The organism is Sphingomonas sp. Leaf32, assembly GCF_001421765.1.
Lineage (GTDB): Bacteria > Pseudomonadota > Alphaproteobacteria > Sphingomonadales > Sphingomonadaceae > Sphingomonas.
On the sequence record NZ_LMLA01000006.1, the window covers coordinates 17,318 to 34,467 of the forward strand.

At 61.9% G+C, this 17,150-nt stretch carries 14 protein-coding genes; 8 read left to right on the top strand and 6 right to left on the bottom strand.

Going from position 1 to position 17,150, the window contains the following annotated elements:
- Positions 1 to 59: 59 nt before the first annotated feature.
- From ASE83_RS07565 to ASE83_RS07580, 4 genes are all read left to right on the top strand, one after another.
- Positions 60 to 932, top strand: coding sequence for a LysR family transcriptional regulator (locus ASE83_RS07565; protein WP_041394299.1), 873 nt, complete (start codon positions 60 to 62; stop codon positions 930 to 932).
- Positions 929 to 2,080: a TDT family transporter gene (locus ASE83_RS07570; protein ID WP_041394297.1), complete on the top strand. Its 1,152-nt coding sequence runs from the start codon at positions 929 to 931 to the stop codon at positions 2,078 to 2,080. Before ASE83_RS07565 ends, ASE83_RS07570 begins: the two co-directional genes overlap by 4 nt.
- Before the next feature lie 89 nt (positions 2,081 to 2,169).
- Entirely contained in the window at positions 2,170 to 3,405 is a 1,236-nt protein-coding gene (locus ASE83_RS07575) for a molybdopterin-dependent oxidoreductase (protein WP_041394295.1), read from the top strand.
- Between the two features lie 12 nt (positions 3,406 to 3,417).
- Complete coding sequence (locus ASE83_RS07580; protein WP_041394294.1) at positions 3,418 to 3,900, top strand: c-type cytochrome; 483 nt, start codon at positions 3,418 to 3,420, stop codon at positions 3,898 to 3,900.
- A gap of 79 nt (positions 3,901 to 3,979) precedes the next feature.
- Here the strand turns inward: ASE83_RS07580 and ASE83_RS07585 are convergent, their stop codons facing one another.
- Genes ASE83_RS07585 through ASE83_RS07600 form a run of 4 tightly spaced genes read right to left on the bottom strand, consistent with a single transcriptional unit; the run spans position 3,980 to position 10,293 of the window.
- Entirely contained in the window at positions 3,980 to 7,174 is a 3,195-nt protein-coding gene (locus tag ASE83_RS07585; RefSeq protein WP_041394292.1) for an efflux RND transporter permease subunit, read from the bottom strand.
- 4 nt (positions 7,175 to 7,178) lie between these two features.
- Positions 7,179 to 8,360, bottom strand: a complete 1,182-nt coding sequence (locus tag ASE83_RS07590) for an efflux RND transporter periplasmic adaptor subunit (protein ID WP_156352878.1) — start codon at positions 8,358 to 8,360, stop codon at positions 7,179 to 7,181.
- On the bottom strand, positions 8,357 to 9,637 hold the full coding sequence (locus ASE83_RS07595) for a TolC family protein (protein WP_055786206.1): 1,281 nt from the start codon (positions 9,635 to 9,637) through the stop codon (positions 8,357 to 8,359). The genes ASE83_RS07590 and ASE83_RS07595 overlap by 4 nt, the downstream gene beginning before the upstream one ends.
- Before the next feature lie 11 nt (positions 9,638 to 9,648).
- Positions 9,649 to 10,293, bottom strand: coding sequence for a cation diffusion facilitator family transporter (locus tag ASE83_RS07600; RefSeq protein WP_041394289.1), 645 nt, complete (start codon positions 10,291 to 10,293; stop codon positions 9,649 to 9,651).
- Positions 10,294 to 10,359: 66 nt separating this feature from the next.
- Here ASE83_RS07600 and ASE83_RS18105 point away from each other — a divergent pair, with 66 nt between their 5' ends.
- Positions 10,360 to 10,752 (top strand): MerR family transcriptional regulator, encoded by a 393-nt coding sequence (locus ASE83_RS18105; protein ID WP_081974598.1) that lies wholly within the window; start codon positions 10,360 to 10,362, stop codon positions 10,750 to 10,752.
- A gap of 213 nt (positions 10,753 to 10,965) precedes the next feature.
- Here ASE83_RS18105 and ASE83_RS07605 read toward each other — a convergent pair whose 3' ends face one another.
- A complete protein-coding gene (locus ASE83_RS07605) occupies positions 10,966 to 11,154 on the bottom strand; it encodes a hypothetical protein (protein ID WP_041394287.1) in 189 nt (62 codons plus the stop codon).
- Positions 11,155 to 11,764: 610 nt separating this feature from the next.
- A complete protein-coding gene (locus ASE83_RS07615; protein ID WP_055786118.1) occupies positions 11,765 to 12,397 on the bottom strand; it encodes a tyrosine-type recombinase/integrase in 633 nt (210 codons plus the stop codon).
- Between the two features lie 188 nt (positions 12,398 to 12,585).
- On the opposite strand from ASE83_RS07615, the gene ASE83_RS07620 reads away from it, so the two are divergent.
- From ASE83_RS07620 to ASE83_RS07630, 3 genes are all read left to right on the top strand, one after another.
- A complete protein-coding gene (locus tag ASE83_RS07620) occupies positions 12,586 to 12,984 on the top strand; it encodes a VOC family protein (protein WP_055786121.1) in 399 nt (132 codons plus the stop codon).
- Positions 12,985 to 13,560: 576 nt separating this feature from the next.
- Positions 13,561 to 14,811, top strand: coding sequence for a hypothetical protein (locus tag ASE83_RS07625; protein WP_055756326.1), 1,251 nt, complete (start codon positions 13,561 to 13,563; stop codon positions 14,809 to 14,811).
- Between the two features lie 12 nt (positions 14,812 to 14,823).
- Complete coding sequence (locus ASE83_RS07630; protein WP_055756324.1) at positions 14,824 to 16,551, top strand: ATP-binding protein; 1,728 nt, start codon at positions 14,824 to 14,826, stop codon at positions 16,549 to 16,551.
- Positions 16,552 to 17,150: the final 599 nt, after the last annotated feature.

Sequence of the window (17,150 nt, forward strand, 5' to 3'; positions counted from 1 at the left end):
ATTGAAATAAACAGATCAAACGGTTGGTCGTATCGATCAGAGTGCGCGATATAAGCTGCATGACCTTGGAGCAGCTCAGAATCTTTGTCGGTGTCGCCGAGCGCGAACACGTCACCAAGGCAGCGGAGGCGCTGAACGTCACGCAGTCTGCTGCGTCCGGCGCGGTCGCGGCTCTGGAGGCGCGCTACGGGGTTCCTCTGTTTCACCGTGTCGGGCGTGGCATCCAGCTGACCGAAGCAGGCCGCGGCTTTCTGGAGGAAGCGCGCGCGGTGCTGGGGCGGGCAGCGCATGCCGAGACGATGCTGGCGGACTATGCCGGGCTTGCCCGTGGTTCGTTGCGGATCGTCGCAAGCCAGACGATCGCGAGCTACTGGTTGCCGGCAAAGCTCGCCGCCTTCCACGAACGCCACCCGCAGATCGCGGTCGAACTGGCGATCGACAACACCGAAGGTGCGGCAGCGCAGATCCTGAGCGGCGCGGCGGAGCTCGGTTTCGTCGAGGGCGAGGTGGACGAACCGGCGCTCGCCCTCTGGAATGTCGGGCGTGACCCGATGGTGCTGGTCGGCCGTGAGGACGCCGGGCGCGTCGACGAGGACTGGCTTCGCGCTGAACGCTGGATCGTCCGCGAGCAGGGTTCGGGCACGCGCTCGACCTTCGAGGACGTGCTGCGAACGCGCGGGTTTGATCCGGCCCAGCTGACGGTAGCGATGACGCTGCCGTCCAACGAGGCGGTGCGTACCGCGGTCGAGGCCGGTGCCGGCGTCGCCGTATTGTCGCGATTGGTCGTCGCTCGTGCGTTGAAGGCGGGCGATCTGGTCGAGCTGCCGCTGGGGCTGCCCGATCGCGCCTTCCACGCGCTGCGCCACAAGGAACGCTATCGCACCCGCGCGGCGGACGCGCTGACGGACCTTATCAAGGAGCAGGTCGCATGACTGCCAAAACACCTCCGGTCCTGACCGGCCTCAAGCCGCTCAGCCGGCTCGACCATCCGCGCGAGATGATCCGCCAGTTCACGCCCAACTGGTTCGCCGCGACCATGGGCACCGGCATCCTCGCTCTCGCGCTGCCGCAGGTGCCCGGCATCGGCCCCGCGCTCAAACCGATTGGCGAGGTGTTGTGGTTCTTCAACATCGCGCTCTTCATCCTGTTCGCCGGTCTCTATGGCGCGCGCTGGGCGATGTTCGGGCATGAGGCACGGCGCATCTTCGGCCACAACACCGTGTCGATGTTCATCGGGACCATTCCGATGGGCTTGGCGACGATCATCAACGGATGCCTCGCCTTCGGGATCGTGCGGTTCGGTAACGGCATCGTGCCGGTCGCACACGTCCTGTGGTGGATCGACGTCGCCATGTCGCTCGCCTGCGGCGTGTTGATCCCCTACCTGATGTTTACCCGCCACGAGCACAGCCTGGACGGCATGACCGCGGTATGGCTGCTGCCGGTCGTCGCAGCGGAAGTGGCGGGTGCCAGCGGCGGGCTGCTCGCGCCGCATCTGGTCGATCCCCACGCGCAGATCGTGACGCTCGCGACCTCGTATGTGCTGTGGGCCTATTCGGTGCCGGTCGCGTTTGGCATCCTCGCTATCCTGATCCTGCGCATGGCGCTCCACAAGCTCCCGCACGAGAGCATGGCGGCATCATCCTGGCTCGCGCTGGGGCCGATCGGCACCGGGGCGCTGGGTATGCTGGTGCTTGGGGCGGATGCGCCGGCGATCCTCGCGGCGCACGGGCTGGTCGATGTCGGTACCGTCGCGCAAGGGATCGGCGTCGTCGTCGGGCTCTGCCTGTGGGGTTTCGGCCTGTGGTGGCTGGCGCTCGCGACGCTCATCACCATCCGCTACTGGCGCGCCGGCGTCCCATTCAACCTTGGCTGGTGGGGCTATACCTTCCCGCTCGGCGTCTACACCGTCGCCACCTTCCGCCTCGGTACGACGCTGAACCTCGGCTTCTTCGGTATCGTCGGCACGGTGCTGACGATCGCGCTCGCGGCGATGTGGCTGCTGGTCGGTGCCAAGACGCTCGCCGGAGCATGGCGCGGCAACCTGTTCGTCTCGCCCTGCATCGCTACCCCGAACTGATCCACCCTGATGATCGGATCAGTCGGTCCGATCACTTGCAGAACGCCGCTTCGATCCGCCAGCGTGGCTGGCCACAGGAGAGCCTTGTCATGGACAATTTTGACGCCGCGCTGGCGAGTAAAACCAGCCGTCGCCGCTTTCTCAGGCGTACGGCGCTCGGCACCGCCGGCCTTGCCGCAGCACCTGCGCTGGCGCAGCAGCTCGTCGACCTGAAGCTGCCTGGCGGCAATGCCGAGCGGCCGATGACCAGCGCCTTTCCTGGCAAGGGCAGCATGATCCTTCAACGCATCCATCCTCCGCTGTTGGAGACGCCGATGGACGTGTTCGACAAGTCGGTGTTCACGCCCAACGACCAGTTCTTCGTTCGCTGGCACTGGGCCGACATTCCAACCTCGATCGACGTCGAGAGCTTCCGCCTCAACGTCTTCGGCCACGTCAACCGACCGCTGTCGATCAGCCTTGCCCAACTGCTGCGCCTGCCGCGGGTCGAGATGGCGGCGATCAACCAGTGTTCGGGCAACAGCCGTGGGCTGTTCCAGCCCCGGGTCGCCGGCGCGCAATGGGGCAACGGCGCGATGGGCAATGCCAAATGGCTCGGCGTGCGCCTGCGCGACGTGCTGAACCTCGCGGGGGTCAAGGCAGGCGCGGTACAGGTGCGCTTCGGCGCGCTCGATCAGCCGGTTGTGGCGGGCGCCCCTGACTTCGAGAAGGCGCTCGACATCGACCATGCCCGCGACGGCGAAGTGATGATCGCCTTCGGCATGAACGGCGAGCAGCTGCCGCTCCTCAACGGCTTTCCCTGCCGGCTGATCGTCCCGGGCTGGTATTCGACCTACTGGGTCAAGATGCTGAACGCGATCGAGGTGCTGCCCGGCCCTGACGACCAGTATTGGATGGCCAAGGCCTACAAGATACCGGCGACACCCGGCGCGAATGTCGCGCCCGGTGCCAAGGACTTCCCGACCGTGCCGATCAATCGCATGATCCCGCGCAGCTGGATGACCAGCCTGCCGGATGGCCAGGCGATCGCCTATGAAGCGTCCATCCCGGTTGGCGGGATCGCGATGGGCGGCGACTGCGGCGTCGCCAAGGTCGATGTCTCATCCGATGGTGGCCGCACCTGGTACAGGACGACGCTCGGAGCGGACGAGGGCAAGTATAGCTTCCGGCGCTGGGATGGTCGCGTGCCGCTTAGGCGCGGTCCCAACCCCATCATGGTGCGCTGCTGGAACGCCAACGGTGTCGCTCAGCCGATGAAGCCGATCTGGAACCCAGGCGGGTTCATGCGCGGCAATATCGAGACCACCACCATCATCGCGGCCTGAGGAGCGAGTAGCATGAAGACCCCGTCTCCCGGTATCATGGCCGCTGGCCTGATCGGCCTGACCGGCATTATCCTCGTCTCGATCGGGGCGCCGAGCAGCCGCAAGGCGCCTGCCCCGATCTCCGAGACATCCGAGCCGGCACCGCCCACCAGCGTCTCAGCCCGCGGCTTTTCGCTCGCCTCGACCAGCGTCGACCTGCCGGTCGACGAAGCGACCTATCCCGATGGTCCGCACGCCAACGTCATCAACGCCAACTGCACTTCGTGCCACTCGGCCAGCATGGCGCTGACCCAGCCATCGCTATCGGCGGATCAGTGGAAGGCGACCGTCACCAAGATGCGCAAGGTGTACAAGGCCCCGGTGGCCGAGAAGGACGTCGACGCGATCGTCGCCTATCTCATCGCTATGCCGAGCCAGAAGGCGGCACCCGCGACAGGCAAGGCGCAGGATCCCGACCCCAAGGCGGCTCCCGGTGTCTCAGGTGGAACAGGCTAACCGATCTACTTCCATAATCCCGAAATACCATCGTCTTAGAAAAGCCGTTGGGAGACGATCCGTAAAAGCAATACGTCCGTCAGGTGGTTTGTGGGACCGGATCAGCCCGTGCCTGTCCAAAGCGCGCATAGAGTGTTGGCAGCACGAATAGAGTCAGCAACGTTGCGGAGATCAAGCCGCCTATCACGACCGTAGCAAGCGGCTTTTGCACTTCCGCCCCCGCGCCGTGCCCGAGCGCCATTGGGACGAACCCCAAGGATGCAACGAGCGCTGTCATGGCGACGGGGCGGAAACGGGTCAGAGCACCCTCCCTCGCCGCCTGCGCCCGCGCCATACCCTGCCGCATCAACTCCTGAATCGAGCTAACCATCACCAGCCCGTTCAGCACAGCCACACCCGACAGCGCAATGAACCCGACAGCGGCCGAGATTGAGAACGGCATGCCGCGTAACACGAGCGCGAGAATGCCGCCCACCAGCGCCAGAGGAACGCCGGTAAACACCAGGGCCGCGTCGCGGACGCTGCCGAGAGCACCATAGAGCAGCAACATGATGACCGCGAAGCAGATCGGGACGACGATCGTCAGCCGCTCGCGCGCCGCAGCCAGATTCTGAAACTGACCACCCCACTGGAGGTAGGTGCCGGGAGGGAGCGTGACTTGCGCGTCGATCGCGGCCTGCGCGTCAGCCACCACGCCAGCAACGTCGCGACCGCGGACATTGGCCTGCACCACGACGCGGCGCTTGCCGTTCTCGCGGCTGATTTGGTTTGGACCATCCCCGACAGCAACGTCCGCGACGCTCCCCAGAGGGACGTAGGAGCCGTTGGGCGTAGGAATAGGTATCTGCCCGATCGCCTGTAGGTCAGCCCGTGCGGTTTCCGCCAGGCGGATCACGACCGGGAAGCGCCGATCGCCCTCGAAGATCATGCCCGCCTCACGACCGCCAATCGTCGCGGCAACGGTATCTTGCACGTCGCCGGCAGTGACACCAACACGCGCCATCGCATCGCGGTTCGGCCGAATATCGAGCAGCGGCAGGCCCTCGGTTTGCTCAACTTGCACATCAGCCGCACCACGGATCTTGCGGAGGACTGCCGCAATTTGATTGGCGGTCGCGTTCATCTGCCCGAAGTCATCCCCAAACACCTTGACCGCCAAGTCTCCACGGACGCCCGCGATCAGCTCGTTGAAGCGCATCTGGATAGGCTGCGTGATCTCGTAGCCATTGCCGGGAATGGTCTTGAGCTTCTTTTCAAGGCGCTCGACCAGCTCAGTCTTAGGCAGGCTGGGATCAGGCCATTCGTCGCGTGGCTTGAGGATCACGAACGTGTCCGTCGCATTGGGCGGCATCGGATCGGAGGCGATTTCGGACGTGCCGGTACGCGAGAACGCGAAGCGAATTTCCGGCTCGCGAGCGATCATCTTCTCGACTGCAAACTGCATCTTCTGGCTCTGATTGACAGAGGTGCCCGCAGGCCGCCACGCCTGAACAAGGATGTTGCCTTCATCAAGCTGAGGCAAAAACTCTTGGCCCAGCGTCGAGAAGGCCAGGACAGCTGCTACCACAGCCACAACCGCAGCGCCGATCGTTATGCTCGGGCGTCGCATGGCGGCATCCAGGCCGGGTTCGTAGCGCTGTTTCAGCACTGCGATGACCCGGCTTTCCTTCTCATCCACGCGTCCGCCAATCCATGCCGCGATGGCGGCAGGGACGAATGTCAGGGACAGGATGAAGGCGAACACGAGCGCGATGATGACGGTAAGCGCCATCGGCTCGAACATCTTGCCTTCGACGCCCGAGAAGGTGAGCAGCGGGGCATAGACAAGGATGATGATCGCCTGCCCGTACACCGATGGGCGGATCATTTCGCGCGCGGACGCGGCGACGATCGCAAGCCGCTCCTCTAGCGAAAGGCGTTCGCCCAGCTCGTGTTGGCGTTCCGCTAAGCGGCGCAGGGCATTTTCTACAATGATGACTGCGCCATCGACAATCAGGCCGAAATCGAGCGCGCCGAGGCTCATTAGATTGGCCGACACCCCGGCACGTAGCATGCCGGCGCTGGTCAGCAGCACCGTGACAGGAATAACCAGGGCCGCGATCAATGCCGCCCGGATATTGCCGAGCAGCAGGAACAGCACGACGATGACCAGCACCGCGCCCTCCGCAAGGTTGCGGCCGACAGTCGCGATCGTGGAGTTCACGAGGTTGGTGCGATCCAGCACCGGCTTCACGATGATATCGGCCGGAAGCGAGCGGCTGATTGTTTTCAGGCGATCGGACACAGCCGTGGCGACGGTGCGGCTATTCTCGCCGATGCGCATGACAGCTGTGCCGACCACGACCTCGTGACCGTTTTCGGAAGCGGAGCCGGTGCGAATGCCGTGGCCTGCTTTGACGGTCGCGACCTGATCGAGCGTGATGGGGACGTTTTCGCGGGTCGCCACGACCGTCCGCGCCAGTTCGTTCGCGGTTCGCACGCGCGCGTCGGAGCGGACGAAAAGGCCCGCGCCGTTACTGTCCACGATGCCCGCGCCGATGCTGCTATTGCTGCGCTCCAATGCGGTCGCGAGGTCCTGTATCGTGAGGCGCAGCGCGGCTAGGCGTTGAAGGTCGGGCATGACGAGATACTGGCGATCGAACCCCCCAAGGGAGTCGATGCCGGCGACGCCGGCCGTACCCCGAAGTTGGGGAGCAACGATCCATTCCTGAACCGTATGCAGGTAAGTGGCCTTGTCATCTTCGCTGACCAAGTGCTCGCCTTCCGGCGTGATATAGCTGCCATCACGTTGCAGCCCCGGTTCCCCGTCGCGATGCCGGACCTTGTCCAACTCGCGAAGCTCGACCGTCCACATGAAAATATCGCCAAGGCCGGTAGCGATAGGCCCCATTTCCGGCATGATGCCTTGGGGTAGGCGTTCCTCCGCTGAACGCAGCCGTTCGGCCACCTGTTGGCGGGCAAAATAGATATCAGTGGCATCGGAAAATACGGCGGTAATTTGCGCAAAGCCGTTCCGGTTGAGCGAGCGCGTATATTCCAGACCCGGTATGCCAGCGAGCGAGGTTTCGATCGTAAATGATACTTGCCGCTCGATCTGATCGGGCGACAGAGAGGGGGCCATCACGTTGACCTGAACCTGATTGTTCGTGATGTCAGGGACGGCATCGATCGGAAGGCGTTGCAGCGCCAGAGCACCCACCAGGGCCGCGATCCCGGTGAAAAGCAGGACGAGCCAGCGGCGCTCGACCGCGAAAGTTACAAGACGGCCGATCATTGGATCAATCCATGTCCATTTCGCCGCCCTTGCCGAGTTCGGCTTTGAGCGTGAAGCTATTGGTGGTTGCGATACGCTCGCTGCCGGTCAGGCCAGAGGTGATGACGACCTGATCGCCGTTGCGACGCCCTGCCTGCACCGGAACGGCCTTGAAGCCGCTAGGCGTGCGCACGAACACGACCATCTTATTCTCTACCGATTGGACCGCCGTGGACGGCACAGTGATACTGTGATCCCCGATCGAGGGCAGCAGGATCGAGGCCGTGACGGGCTCCCCTACCCGCCAAGTGCCGCCCGCATTATCGAGGGAAGCGATAACCTGAACAAGCCGCGTGGTTTCATCGAGAGCGGGCGACACGAAGGTCACGCGACCTTCCTGCCTGCGGCCGGCCGAGGTGACTTCAACGCGTGTTCCAGGCTTTACCTTGCCGGCGTCAGCCGGTGAGAGTGACGCAGCGATGGTCACGCGCGAGAGGTTGGCGACCCGGTACAGCTCGCCGTCTGCCGCAACCGTCTGACCGAGCGTCGCCGATCGAGCGATGATCTGACCGGAAAGGGGCGAGCGGATCGCCACACGGTTCAGCGCACCCCCGCTCCCGCCTGTGGCCGAGAGCTGCTGTTGGGCGAGGCGGACCGCAATGTTGGCTTCGGTGGCAGCAGTTCGAGCGGCGATGAGATCCTGTTCCGGCGAGACGCGTTCAGCAAACAGACCTTGCTCACGGCGCAGGTTCGATTGTGCGAGCGCAGAGCGCGCGCGCGCGGCTTCAATCTCGGCGTTTAATGAGGCGGCCTCGCGACTTTCAATGATCGCAAGCGCATCGCCACGGCGCACCGATTGCCCGAGGTTACGGGTAAGGGAGACGACACGACCGCCGATCGTCGCGGATACGACCTGCACCCCTTGCGGATCACCCTGAACCAAGGCCGGCAGCTCGATTGCGCCGGCAACGCCGCCAATCGCAGGCCGACCAACTTCGATCCCGGCATCCGCGATTTGCTGGGCCGAAAGGCTTACGGCGTCTTTATCGGCAGGTTTGCCGGCTTCGCCTTTCTCGCCTTCGCCCTTTTCCATCCCTTCCATGCCGGCCATGTTGTCGGCCTTCTTTTCCCCGCCCCCGCCACAGGCAAGCAGCGTCAGGGGAAGCAGAGCGGATAGTACGACCCGCGCGCCGGTCTTCGTCATCATTGGTCCTTCGCCAGTTCGGGAGCGGCAGCGGTCAGCCGCTCAAGCCGGGCCTTTGCATCATGGTAGGTCGCCAGCGCATCGATCGCGGCCGTGCGGGTTTCAGACAGGGTGCGTTCGGCGTCGAGAAGATCGAGTTGGCCGAACTTGCCTTCACGGTAGCCGATGCGGGCAATGCGCGCGGCTTCCGTCGCTGCTGCCAGGACCGGCCCACCCGTGGTTCTAGCGGTCGTCGCGGCATTTGCCACTTCCGCTTCCGCGCTGGCTATCGACTGCCCCGCATCCAGCTCAGCCGCGCGTCGCATCGCGTCCGCCTGATCGCGTTGCGCCCGCGCCTGAACGACCGACGCCCGGCCGTTGTTGAACAGTGGAAGCGGTATCGAGAGGCCGACGACCGCAGCCATATCGTTCGACGCATCGAGCCGGCGTGCGCCGGCATTGACGGTCACGTCGGGGATGCGTTGGGAGCGAGCAAGCCGCACTTGCGCATCTGCCGTCGTCACTGCGGCTCGCGCCGCAGACAATGCCAGCGTGCCGCCCGGACTGGCCGCGATCGAGGGGCCGTAACCTTGCACGCGATCGAACCAGGCAACGTCGAGCGGGCCGGTTACGGGCTGACCAATACGCCGGGCGAGATTGCCCCGCGCGACTTCCGTCAGGCGCTGCGCACGTTCAACCGCAGCTTCGGCATTGATGCGCAACACGTCGGCACGCTGTTGCTCTAGCGGCGATGCCCTGCCCGCGCGTACCCGAATGCCCGCCGCGCGGGCCGCCTCCCCGGCAATGCCGGCTTGCTCGCGCGCAGTCGTGATGCGACGCTCGGCTGCTACGGCTTCGATATACGCCTGTGTTACAGCGAGCCGAATATCGGCCGTAGCAATAACCAGGGCGAGCCGAGCTTGCTCCCCTTGTGCGTTGGCAACACCGACCCGCGCGGAACGCTTGCCGCCAAGCTCGATAGGTAGAGCAACACCGACTGTAGCTTCCGCGCTACGAAGACCGCGATATACCCCCGAACCCCCAAAATATTCCAGACCGCCATTCAGCGTAGGGTTAGGGCGCAGCCCCGCTACATCGCGCGCCGCACCTGTTGCCCGAACGCCGGCCTGCGCTGCTTCTAGCGACGGTGCTGACGCTTCCGCCAACGCCAGTATTTTTTCTAGCGTCAGTACCGGGGTGACCGTCGCTTCGGAACCGGTTTGCGATTGGGCGTGCGCTACGCACGGAACGACGGCGACGACCGCGATCAGGACGAAGGGCAACCGGTGCCGGAGCTTCATAGGGTAAGTCATTATGACGACGGCCTTGCCGTTGATTGGAGTTCGCGCCGCGCATTGCGGATAATTTCGTAGGCCGAATGCAGGAACAGGAGCGCGATGACGCCGGCAACGACCAGATCGGGCCAAGCCGCACCGGTCCAGCCAACAAGGGCGGCTGCGATGATCACCGCAACATTGGCAATCGCGTCGTTACGGCTGAACAACCAAATAGCGGTGACGTTCGCATCCCCTTCGCGAAATCGCGATAGAACTAGTGCAGCCGTCACGTTCACTATGAGCGCAACGATCCCGATAGCGCCCATCAATTCGGCTTCTGGCGCAATTGCATTCATCGCACGCCAAAGGGCGAAGGCGATGACACCTATCCCGAGCGCGCCAAGGAATATGCCCTGTGTAAGCGCAACCTGAGAACGGGCACGAGCGGTCCATCCCAGCGCAATCAATCCGAGGAGCGAGATGCTGCCGTCCCCGATGAAATCGAGGGCATCGGCCTTCAATGCCTGGCTGTCGGCAAGGAACCCCCCGACGATTTCAGCCAGACCAAAGCCCAGATTAAGCAGAACGACGATCCACAATGCGCGCCGATATGCGGGATCGCGCTCCGCTCGTTTGGTATCACCGGAACAACCGCATGAAGAGGATTCACTTGCACTCATATCGTGCCTCTACGATCTACAGTCACTGTAGGAGCAAGCGGTTTCTAGTGGAGTGGCAACGTGTTGATGATCGGCGATTTGGCAAAGCGGACAGGGACCAAAATCAACACCATCCGATTCTATGAGGAAATCGGCCTCATGCCCGAAGCGCTCCGCACGTCTGGAGGCCGTCGCACCTATGGAGAGGGGCAGGTTCGCCAGCTTGGCTTCATCCGCCATGCCCGGGAACTAGGATTTTCAGTAGATGAAATCCGATCGCTTATTGCCCTGTCTGCCGATCCCGATCAGGACTGCAACCAGGCCGGCGCCATCGCCCGTCGGCATCTCGCCAGCGTGGAGGATCGTATCACACGCCTTGTCGCGCTTCGCGACGCATTGAGTGCTGCAACACGATCCTGCGATGGCGGACGCATCGCCGACTGCCGGGTAATGGAAGCGATTACTGCCGTGCCCAACTAATGCCACGGTTGAACGAGGATAAATATTTCTCTCATGACGCGTGCGACGCGGCTTGGGATGCTTGGGTGTTCCCATTTTTTAATCGTTTACGGACGCGCTGGTAAGCGGCCCGTTCCATTCTTGGATAGCTATGTAGTCGATCAGTAGCCGTGGCGTGGCGGCGTATCGCAGCCGGCTAATAGATAGGGGCGGTTGCCCGCCCCTATCTAGCTTTTAGCCGTGCTTCATGCCGCCCTTGGCATGATCGCAGCAGTCAGCAGCCTTGGCTTTTGCGCCATCCTTGCAGCAGTCCGCACCGTCCTTGCAGCACGCCATGTCGGCGCAGCAATTGGCGACAGCGGCGAATGCGCCAGTCGACAGGGTGAGGGCGAAGGCAGCGCTGATGAGCTTGAACTTGGTCATGATATTCTCCGAAATTTACGTGTGATGGTGTTCGACGTCACACGGTTTGCGGAGGGGGTGTGGCCGGAGCGTATGCCATGCCCAAAAGGCCGGTCTGTGGAGCCGGCCAAGGCGATAGACGGGAGGACGGAACCAGCCCGACATGCTCTACGGTTTCGCCGGCAACCGCAACGCACGGTATGGCGCAGGCCGACGCAGGGGCCTTTTTGATGGGAGCGCCTGCTGATTTGCTGGCGCAGTCCATCATAGCGGACGCAGCCGGAGGCGCGGCCATCGCCATCGTCTCGCAGAGCGGGCCAAGCCGGACCAGCAACATCACCGCCAGGACGAAAAACGCCATGGAATGCAATATCTTGGAGAGTGGGCGAGCCCGGCGTTTCATTGGATGCGTCTAGAAGCCCACTCAGTGATGCACAATGTCGAAGGTGGCAGAGGATGGCGCTAGGCTGGTTTTCCCCTTTTATCTCAGATTCCCGATTCACCATCGTTTTCGGGACAGCGGCGGACGGCAGCTCACAGTTGAACCCGCCGTTCGGCGAGGCCCCGTATTTGGCTGTTTTGTCCCATGCGCCGTAAGGGCGGCCCCTCGCCCGAGCGAGGAGCCGACAGGTCAAATCTCGGTGTTCTCGGCGAGGGCAAGTGCGTCTTCCACATCGATGCCGAGATAGCGGACCGTGTTCTCGATCTTGCTATGGCCGAGCAGGATCTGGACAGCTCGCAGATTGCCGGTTGCCCTGTAGATGATTGATGCCTTCGTTCGGCGGAGCGAGTGCGTACCGTATTCACTTCGCATCAGACCGACCCCTGTCACCCATTCATCGACAAGCCTGGCGTACTGGCGAGTGCTGAGATGCCCATCACGATCGACTCGACTGGGGAAGACGTAGTCGTCCACCGTGCCGCCCCGCCGCTCCAGCCAAGCCAGCAGGCTGGCGCGAGCATCTGGAAGTAGCTCGAACTGAACCGGTCGGCCTGTTTTCTGCTGCATGACAATCGCTCGCGTTCGGACTTGCCCGCTGCTGACAAGGTCGCCGATCCTCATCTGCACCAAGTCGCAGCCTCGGAGTTTGCTGTCGATCGCCAGATCGAACAGCGCCCGATCTCGCAGGCGTCGACGCTGATTGAGATAGAACCGAATTTCCCAAATCTGCTTCGGTTTGAGGGCACGCTTCGCACCGACGGTTCTTCCGGCATTCCAGACTTGCCGCTTTGTGACGGTGCGCTCGGTTTCAGGCATCTCCATGATCGTTCTCCAATGGCCAGATCGGCCATCGGAAGAACGCTTGCGGGTATGACGGTCTGGTATTGCTCGGGGGCCTATGCCGACCAATTGTGGACTTTCGACGACCCGGGGGTGACCGCGTCCTATGGGCCGGTTAGATTAAAAGGCTAGTGGCGATCGGAAGTCGATCAGCCCCAAGGAGAGCCCGGATGCTTTTTCACACCATGGTCGGATCGAACGACATTGAACGGTCGAAGCGCTTCTACGACACGGTGCTCGCCACTTTGGGGGCAGGCGAAGGGGCGCGGAACATCGCCGACAGCGGCCATACGCGGCTGATCTATAATAATGGCAACGGAACCAACTTCATCGTCAGCCAGCCGATTAACGACGAACCGGCAAGCGTCGCCAACGGCAGCACCGTCGCCTTTTCGTGCAACTCGCCTGAACAAGTGAAGCAGCTTCATGATACCGCGGTCGCCAACGGCGGCACCTCGATCGAAGTCCCGCCCGGCCCGCGCAATACGGCATCGCTGGGAACAGTCGAACTTGCCTATTTTCGCGACCCAGACGGCAACAAATTATGCGGAATTCATTTTCCTGCATGATCTGTCCAACACGGGTTCGCTTTTTACCCTAGCGGACCCGGATTTTGCGATCGCGCGAGTGTCCGCTTCCCACCGTTTTCCGCGATAGCGGCTCTCGACCAGATATTGCCGTTCGCCAAGTGTGGTGCGAACGTCCGGATCGGGCATTCGCGGACATTCCCGACCCCAAGACCCTTTCTCAAATGCCGTCCGTCGGAAATTGGGCCTGCCGCGCATATTCTGACGCTGAGATATGGCAGGGTCTGATCGCCTCCCGATCGGCAGTTCCCATCGCGTCGATCATAACAGAACTCGACATCACGCGGGCGACTGCGGCCGCCCTGTCCACCCAGGGACGCTCGGACGCTCTCGGAAAATTCATCGGTTTGTCCGGGATCGATCCGGATTGACGGGAACGCGAGTTGCCTGAACAAGTGCTGCTGGAATAGCGACTTAACCCAGCCGCGAAAGACGGCATCTGATCAGGGCAACAAGATTTGGCAACGAAAGCGATTGGGAACGAACCCGAGGATCAGGCGGCGAGCGGGGCGATCGGCATTTCCCGGCCAACCGGCTCTCACTAACCGAGACCCCGGCATGACCGAGGTGGAGGCTCAGGAAGCGCAGCGCGAAGCGACGGCAACGATCCGCGGCTACATGTATCAGTTCGATGCGAGCATTCTCGCCGTGCTTGGTGCGACCAAGTCCGAGTCGATCACTGTCGAGGGAGTCGAAGACTTCGACGTTCTCGCCGACGAGATTCAGACCTATGGACAGGTCAAGTACTACGAAGCGCAAAAGCTCACGGATTCGACTTTGCGCGACGCCATCCTGCCGATGATTACGGGGTTCCTTCGCTATCCGGCGGACGTTCGCCTCCGAAAAAAATACGTCCTCTACGGCTACTTCAAGGACTCGGCTGGCGTAGCGACGTCCTATGGGCTTGCCGATATGCAACGCGTGCTCGTCCGCGCCCAGTACGCGGTCGATCCCGCGACCGGCAGTCGCGTCAAAACTACGATCAATCTGCAAACCGACTTGGGAGCGTCGGACGAGGATCTGGCCGTCTTTTGCGGCCGGTTTACGGTCGTTCTCAGCGAGCCGTTCGACATGCACCGAGCACGGGTCATTGAAGCGTTGCGCGCCGCGCTCGAGGTTGCCGAGGACGAAGCCAGTTTATACAGTTATCCGTCGGCGTTCTCAGCAATGGCATCGCTCTCGGCTGCTTCGTCGAAAGCCGCGCGGACCACGACGCGGAAGGACTTCCTCCAGCAGATCCAGCCCAACGTCGCCGTTTATTCGGCTTGGGCGCTCCGCAGGGAAAGCGAAGCGGCCTACTGCAAGTTGATCCGCGAAGCACACTTTGCTCGCCTCAATGTCGAGAATCACGACCGCTTCTTCATCATCGATCTGCCCGACACCGAAACCCTGGATATGCTGATCACCCTCGTGCGGCACATCATCGGCGGATGGAGTAGCCACAGGTCGAAGTCCAAACCGGCGAAAGAACGCTACGCGCCTTTCTTCTTTTTTCCCGGCATCGACCCCGCGGATCTCGTTGAGCTAAAGAGCCGGCTGATAGGCGAGAGTTACCGGATAACAGACGGCTACGCCTTCTTTGGGGCGCCATTCACCACACAGCAGCTCCTGCTCGCTCAGACGGCGTTTGAGCCGATCGCGGCCCGCATCGTCGGCGACGCCGCGCAGTTAGCCGCCGCGCTCGATGCATCGGTGCGCCGCCGGCTCGTTGTCCAGCTTCATGCCGGTAAACCGCAGGCGATCAACGCGAAGTTTCGGCAGATCTCGGTGCCGGTGCGCAGCGCTGCGATGGCTATGAAAATTGTATAGGGAGCAGGTGGGATGGACGAGAGTGAGATCAATGCCGAGGTCGTTTCGGTATTCCCGAACAAGGTGCGTATTGCAGTCAACGATCTCCTGTCGTTCGAGATTGCAGGACAGTCGCTGCGCGTCGGATCGTTCCTGAAGATTTCCGACAACGATAATGTCTCGCTGATCTGCATCATCGAAAGCTTTTCAATCGAGATGCGGGCGAAGGGCGATGATCACCAGCGCGTCTATATGATCGATGCCTATCCACTCGGCACGCTCAATGGGGGCACCTTTCGGCGCGGCGGCGACGAACTTGCAATTCCGCCTAAGCGGGTTGTACCCGCGACTCGCGAAGAAATTGCCGCGATCTACGCCAACGCTTTCGAGGAACAGCAACGGTGCTGCTTCTCCTCGCTCACGCGGCAACGGGATGTGAAGGTTCCCGTCCACGGCGACCGTTTCTTCAACAAGCACATCGCCGTTGTGGGTGCGACGGGGTCGGGAAAGTCGTCTAGCGTGTCCAGAATTCTGCAGGAGGCATCGGCCGCGAAGTCGCACGGATACGCCGGGCTCAACAATTCGCACATTGTCATTTTTGACATCCACGGCGAATATGCATCCGCCTTTCCCGCGGCCAAGCTGCTGTCTGCCGACGACATCGTGCTCCCCTATTGGCTGCTCAACGATGGCGAGATGGGCGACATGTTCCTTGAGTCGGGTGACAGCAACAATTACAATCAGGAAGCGCTGCTCCGGACGATCATCACGCATTGCAAGGAGATGGCCAACCCGGGGGTCGCGAAAGTCAATTTCGACAGTCCGCTGAAGTACGACATCGCCCATCTGCAGACTTGCTTCGCCAATCTCTCGCGGGAGACGAAGGATGCGAACGATCCGCTCACGATCAAAACCAAGGATGGGAACTCGGTCACCTATGCGGACGATCGCGCGCGTTTGACCGCCTATTGCACTCAACCGGTGGACTTCGCCTTTAAAGCCACAGGCAAGATTAACAACGGTCCCTACGCCGATGGCACGATCGATAAGTTCGTCCGGCGGATATCGGCGAAGATCAACAATTCGCGGCTCGATTTCATGTTCGGTCCAATGGCTGCGCAGGCGACGCTTGAAGACGTCATCCGTCAGATAACCGGCTATGAGAAGACCTCGAGCGCCAACGTCACCATCCTCGATTTGAGCGGCATACCATTTGAGGTCCTCAGCATAACCGTATCGTTGGTGACGCGACTTCTGTTCGATTTTTCGTATCACGCACGCCGTCAGACCGGCAAATGCGAGACGCCGTTCCTGCTCGTGTACGAGGAGGCTCACAAATATGCGCCCCGCAGTGATCTCGCGCGTTTTAAGGCTTCGCTGAACTCGATTGAACGAATCGCCAAGGAAGGTCGAAAATACGGGGTCAGCCTGATGATCTCGAGCCAGCGCCCATCGGAGATTTCGGAGACGATCTTTTCTCAGTGCAGCAATTTCTTGGCGATGCGCCTGACCAACCCGGAAGACCAAGCCTATGTGAAGCGCTTGCTGCCGGACACGCTCGGCAATCTGACCGCAGGGCTGCCCGCGCTTGAGCAAGGCGAGGCGCTACTCATCGGCGATGCAGTTGCAATGCCGTGCGTGGTGTACATCACCGAATGCTCGCCAAAGCCGTCGTCGAACGACATCCGCTACTACGAGATCTGGAAGAACCCTTGGCATACGGCAGGCGTTTCGGACAACTTTGACCATTGGCTGAAGTAAGTGGTCATCTGGGATTAGCACCGGATCGCGTGACATCGACCAGGCTCCTCATCGGTCCGATCGTGGTGCCCCGCGATCATAGTGCTCAGCGTCCGAACGAATGTCCGCTTTCTTGGTTTTTGGGTTGAGTCCAGTTGTTCTCCATCGCCAACGGCCCTGACATAGGGGAGGGGTTGCGCGCTCCGGAGAATGGCCGGTTTGGGCGTAACCGGACCTTCCCGCTCGCCGCGGAGACCGGCAGAAATGTCCCACATGTCACCGTTTAGCCAGGACCAGCCGGAACCGACGGGTCCGTTCTGCTAAGATGAATGAACGGCCGAAATTGGGAAGCGGGAAAGGCGGCCTGGATGGCCGGTTGTGGGTCTTTGCGGCAGGAAGATGTGCCGGACGGTTCTGTGTCCACTCCGTGATCGCGACCCCTCCCCTACCCTCTCACTTCGCTGAAACGCGCGTTTACGGCTGAGCAAAGGTTGGTTGGCGCCTGAAGGCTACGCGGCGCAATCGGATTAAGCAGCCAACATGCACCAGTGCCTACTGCTGACGCATATTGGGCAAGAACGTTCGCGGGAGATCGTTAGCGTTCGATACGAAAGTGGGCA